Origin of the sequence: Ralstonia sp. ASV6 (assembly GCF_016429285.1) — a bacterium.
GTDB classification, from domain to species: Bacteria; Pseudomonadota; Gammaproteobacteria; order Burkholderiales; family Burkholderiaceae; genus Ralstonia; species Ralstonia flaminis.
In genome coordinates this window covers 1-3971 of record NZ_JAELUI010000257.1, presented here as the reverse complement: position 1 = coordinate 3971, position 3971 = coordinate 1, and the positions used below count along the sequence as shown (strand labels likewise).

At 63.6% G+C, this 3971-nt stretch carries 4 protein-coding genes; 2 read left to right on the top strand and 2 right to left on the bottom strand.

Annotated elements, in window-relative coordinates; genetic code table 11:
- Nucleotides 1-86 precede the first annotated feature (86 nt).
- Nucleotides 87-872, top strand: coding sequence for an exodeoxyribonuclease III (locus JHD73_RS26955; protein ID WP_199033205.1), 786 nt, complete (start codon nt 87-89; stop codon nt 870-872).
- Between the two features lie 125 nt (nt 873-997).
- The gene (gene argC / locus JHD73_RS26950; RefSeq protein ID WP_199033204.1) at nt 998-2011 is read left to right on the top strand and encodes an N-acetyl-gamma-glutamyl-phosphate reductase; all 1014 of its coding nucleotides are present in this window, start codon (nt 998-1000) and stop codon (nt 2009-2011) included.
- 68 nt (nt 2012-2079) lie between these two features.
- Here the strand turns inward: argC and JHD73_RS26945 are convergent, their stop codons facing one another.
- Both JHD73_RS26945 and JHD73_RS26940 read right to left on the bottom strand, forming a co-directional pair.
- Nucleotides 2080-2991, bottom strand: coding sequence for a prohibitin family protein (locus JHD73_RS26945; RefSeq protein WP_199033203.1), 912 nt, complete (start codon nt 2989-2991; stop codon nt 2080-2082).
- Nucleotides 2992-3301: 310 nt separating this feature from the next.
- Nucleotides 3302-3971: YdcF family protein (locus tag JHD73_RS26940; RefSeq protein WP_199033202.1), on the bottom strand; the 670-nt coding region annotated here is incomplete at its 5' end.

The following is a 3971-nucleotide window of genomic DNA, read 5'->3' as shown; positions in this document are numbered from 1 at the left end:
GGCTTCCACCGCAAAGCGGATGAAGGATTGGCGCAACTCGCTGTTTTGGCTCATCTTTTTTCTCTGGTCTGCAAAAAAGTCCCGCCATGTTACGCATCATTTCCGCCAACCTCAACGGCGTTCGCTCTGCCTCCAGCAAGGGCTTTTTCGATTGGATGGGCAAGCAGGACGCCGATTTCGTCTGCGTGCAGGAACTGAAATGCGCGCAAGACGACATGACGCCCGAATTTCTGGCGCCGCACGGCTACCACGGCGTGTTCCAGCATGCCGTCAAGAAGGGCTACAGCGGTGCCGGCTTGTACACGCGCCACAAGCCGGACGAGGTCATCGTCGGCTTTGACGGCGGCGAGTTCGATGCCGAAGGCCGCTACGTCGAGGCCCGCTACGGCAAGCTGTCGATCATCTCGGTCTACGTGCCCTCGGGCTCCAGCGGCGAAGAGCGCCAGCAGGCCAAATTCCGCTTCATGGACTTGTTCATGCAGCACCTGACCGACCTGCGCCACGAAAAAGGCCGCGAGGTCGTGCTGTGCGGCGACGTCAACATCGTCCACAAGGAAATCGACATCAAGAACTGGAAGGGCAACCAGAAGAACTCCGGCTGCCTGCCCGAAGAGCGTGCGTGGCTGACCAAGCTGTTCGACGAGGTCGGCTATGTGGACGTGTTCCGCACGCTGGACCCGCGCCCCGAGCAATACACGTGGTGGAGCAACCGCGGCCAGGCGTACGCAAAGAACGTTGGGTGGCGCATCGATTACCAGATCGCCACGCCGGGCATTGCCGCCACGGCGCGCCGCACGTCGGTGTTCAAGGACATCAAGTTCAGCGATCACGCGCCGCTCACCGTCGATTACGACGCGCCCGTGCACTGGTAAGCGGCACATGCGTCACGTTGTTGCGCTGCCGCAGAAAATTCTCCGTCAGCCGCTACAATGCAAAACTCACGCGCCGGCAGGGGCTGGCGCGTGGTTTCTACTCACAGTTTTCAAGCGAGATCGCCATGGCATTCAAGGTTTTCGTCGACGGTCAGGAAGGCACCACCGGCCTTCGCCTGCTCGACTATCTGTCGCAACGCGACGATATCGAGCTGTTGCGCATCGCCGAAGACAAGCGCAAGGATTCGGTCGAGCGCGCCAAATTCCTGAATGCCGCCGATGTCGCATTCCTGTGCCTGCCGGACGTCGCCTCGCGCGAGGCCGTCTCGCTGGTCAACAACCCGAACACCTGCATCATCGACGCCAGCACCGCGTTCCGCACGGACGATAGCTGGGTCTATGGCTTGCCCGAGCTGAACAAGGGCCAGCGCGAGCGCCTGCGCAACACCAAGCGCATCGCCGTGCCGGGCTGCCACGCCAGCGCCTTTGTGCTGCTGATGCGTCCGCTGGTGGAGGCGGGCATCGTCCCGGCCGATTACCCGGTCACCGCGTTCTCGCTTACGGGCTACAGCGGTGGCGGCAAGGCGATGATTGCCGACTACCTCGCCGCCAATAACCCGAAGCTCGACAGCCCGCGCCCGTATGCGCTGGCGCTGGCGCACAAGCACCTGCCGGAAATGCGTGTGCAGAGCAAGCTGAGCCTCCCGCCGATCTTCACGCCGGTGGTCGGCAACTTCCTCAAGGGCCTGGCCGTGACCATCGGTCTGCATCCGCAGCATCTGGCACACAAGGTGAGCCCGGCGGACGTCGCCAAGGTGCTGGCCGATTACTACCAGGGCGAGCAGTTCATCCGCGTGGCCCCGGCCGACAACGTCGCGACGCTCGATAACGGCTTCTTCGATGTGCAAGGCGCCAACGACACCAACCGTGCCGACCTGTTCGTGTTCGGCTCTGACGAGCGCATGGTCGTCACCGCCCGCCTGGACAACCTGGGCAAGGGCGCGGCCGGCGCAGCGGTGCAATGCATGAACGTGCACCTGGGCGTGGATGAGTCGACCAGCCTGCACGTGGAAGCGCCGATTCCCGCCGCCGGTGCTGAGCACGCCGTGCGTGAGGCTGCTCCGGGTTTCGCAAGCTGATCGCCGGTTGAGCCGATACGAAAAACGCGCCTTCGGGCGCGTTTTTCTTTGGTGCGTTGGCTGGATCGTTAGTGGTTCTGCCCTGTCGCCGGGATGTTGAACAGCATGCCACCGCCATTGGCGCCGCCCGCCATCACACTCGGCGTCACGCCGTTCCACTTCTCGATGGCGGCACGCTCCAGCTTCAGGCGCTCCCAAGCCAGCAGGCGGTCATCCAGCGACGAGGCCAGCGCGTGGTTGGCGGCGGCTTCACCTTCGGCAATCGCCACCTTCTTCTTGGCCTCGGCCTGGGCGGAGCGCACTTCGTTCTCGGTGCGGATGGCATCCTGGATGGCCTTGGTCTTGGCGCTCACCGCGTCAAGCAATGCGCGCGGCGGACGCAATGAACCGACGATGCCGAACTGCTTGATCGATACGCCCAGCGGCGTCAGGCGCGTGTCGAGCTCGTTGGTCAGCCGCGCGACAAACTCCTCCTTCTTCGCGCCGTTCACGTCGTCGAAGTTGTACTCCGAACCGATGGCGACGATCACGTTGCGTGCCGTATCGCGCAGATAGCCGTGCGTGAAGCTTTCGATATGGTCGGCGCGGAAGTTGGTGTAGAACGCCGGCACCTTGTCGCGGTCGAGCTGGTACGAGACGGCCACGTCCACGTTCACGGGGACGGCGTCCTTGGTGTTGAAGGTCAGCTCTTCGTTCATCGGCCGGCCTTCGTTCACGTCCTGCGTCCAGACCACGCGCTGCACGAACGTGGGGTACTGGATGATGACCGTCTGCACCGGGTTGTAGAACACGAAGCCGGTGACCACGTTCTCGCGCGAGATGCCGCGATCGACCAGCCGGTTGATCTTGATGCCCGTGTAGCCGGGCGGAATGATCTGCCAGTTCAGCAGGAAAGTCCGCGCGATCACCAGCGCCGCGAGGGCGCCGAAGACGACCGCGAGCAGTTTGACCGGCAGCTTGCTTGCCGTGACTTGAGGCATGAGGGGTCCCCTTGCTTGTTGGTTTGCTTCTGAGGTGTTGGCTGGCGGGGCGGGCGCGTTTGCCAAAGCAAAGGCCCGCTGCTGGCGCAGGAATCGTCAGCGATTCCCGTCAGGAATGGCCGCGCCCGGTGGGCGGGTGGTGGCAAGCGAACTTGCCAATGGTGATTAGGCGGTGAGCGTCAATACGACCGAGGTGGCGCATTGCAAAACTCGGATGTTGCGATGCACAAAGTATAGGGCGGCGCCGGAATTTTGCTGCCCAACCAGAAGCACTAGAGCCCTGCTTCAAATGCACGAATGAGGCGGGAGGTCAGGCTTGCCCGGGCTGCACGCGCTCCGGGTTCCACCCGAACGCGTTGTACACGTGATAGCGCGCAATGCCGATCCACTCGTGCAGCGCATAGTCTGTCAGTGCAAAGTTGTACGCCATCGGCAGCGGCGATGCGGTTGCCTGCAGATCGTCGGCGCGTACGGGAATCGGCGTCATGCCGAAGTGCGCGAAATACAGCAGGCTGCGCCGCAGGTGGATGGCGGAAGACACCAGCAGCGTGCGATCTGGCGCATAGTCGGCCAGCGCCGCGCGTGAGAACTGTGCGTTCTGCCACGTGTTCATGCTCTTCGGTTCCATGAGCACGTCGTCGCCGTTGACGCCGAGCGCGACGATCTCGCGGCGATAGACCGTCGCTTCGGGTTCGCCATGGTGGCGTGCGTCGCCGCCGCTTACGAGGATCTTGCAGTCGCCGGCGGCCCCGCCGCTGGCCTTCTTGCAGGTCTGGTACAGCTGCACGGCCTCGACGATGCGCGCGTACGAGAAGACGCCCGGCTCCACCGTCTGGCCGATGCGGAAGGTGCCCGCACCCAGCAGCACGATGGCGTTGCGCGCGCCCCAGGTGATTTGCGGCTCGTTCTCGAAGGGCTTTTCCAGGGAATCGAGCAACCAGGCCGGTACCGGCCCGCAGCCAATGGCCACCACCAGCACC

Excerpts from the sequence above, each read along its gene's own strand:
- JHD73_RS26955 (WP_199033205.1), top strand. The coding sequence starts at position 87 with ATGTTACGCATCATTTCCGCCAACCTCAACGGCGTTCGCTCTGCCTCC.
- argC (WP_199033204.1), top strand. The coding sequence starts at position 998 with ATGGCATTCAAGGTTTTCGTCGACGGTCAGGAAGGCACCACCGGCCTT.
- JHD73_RS26945 (WP_199033203.1), bottom strand. The coding sequence starts at position 2,991 with ATGCCTCAAGTCACGGCAAGCAAGCTGCCGGTCAAACTGCTCGCGGTC.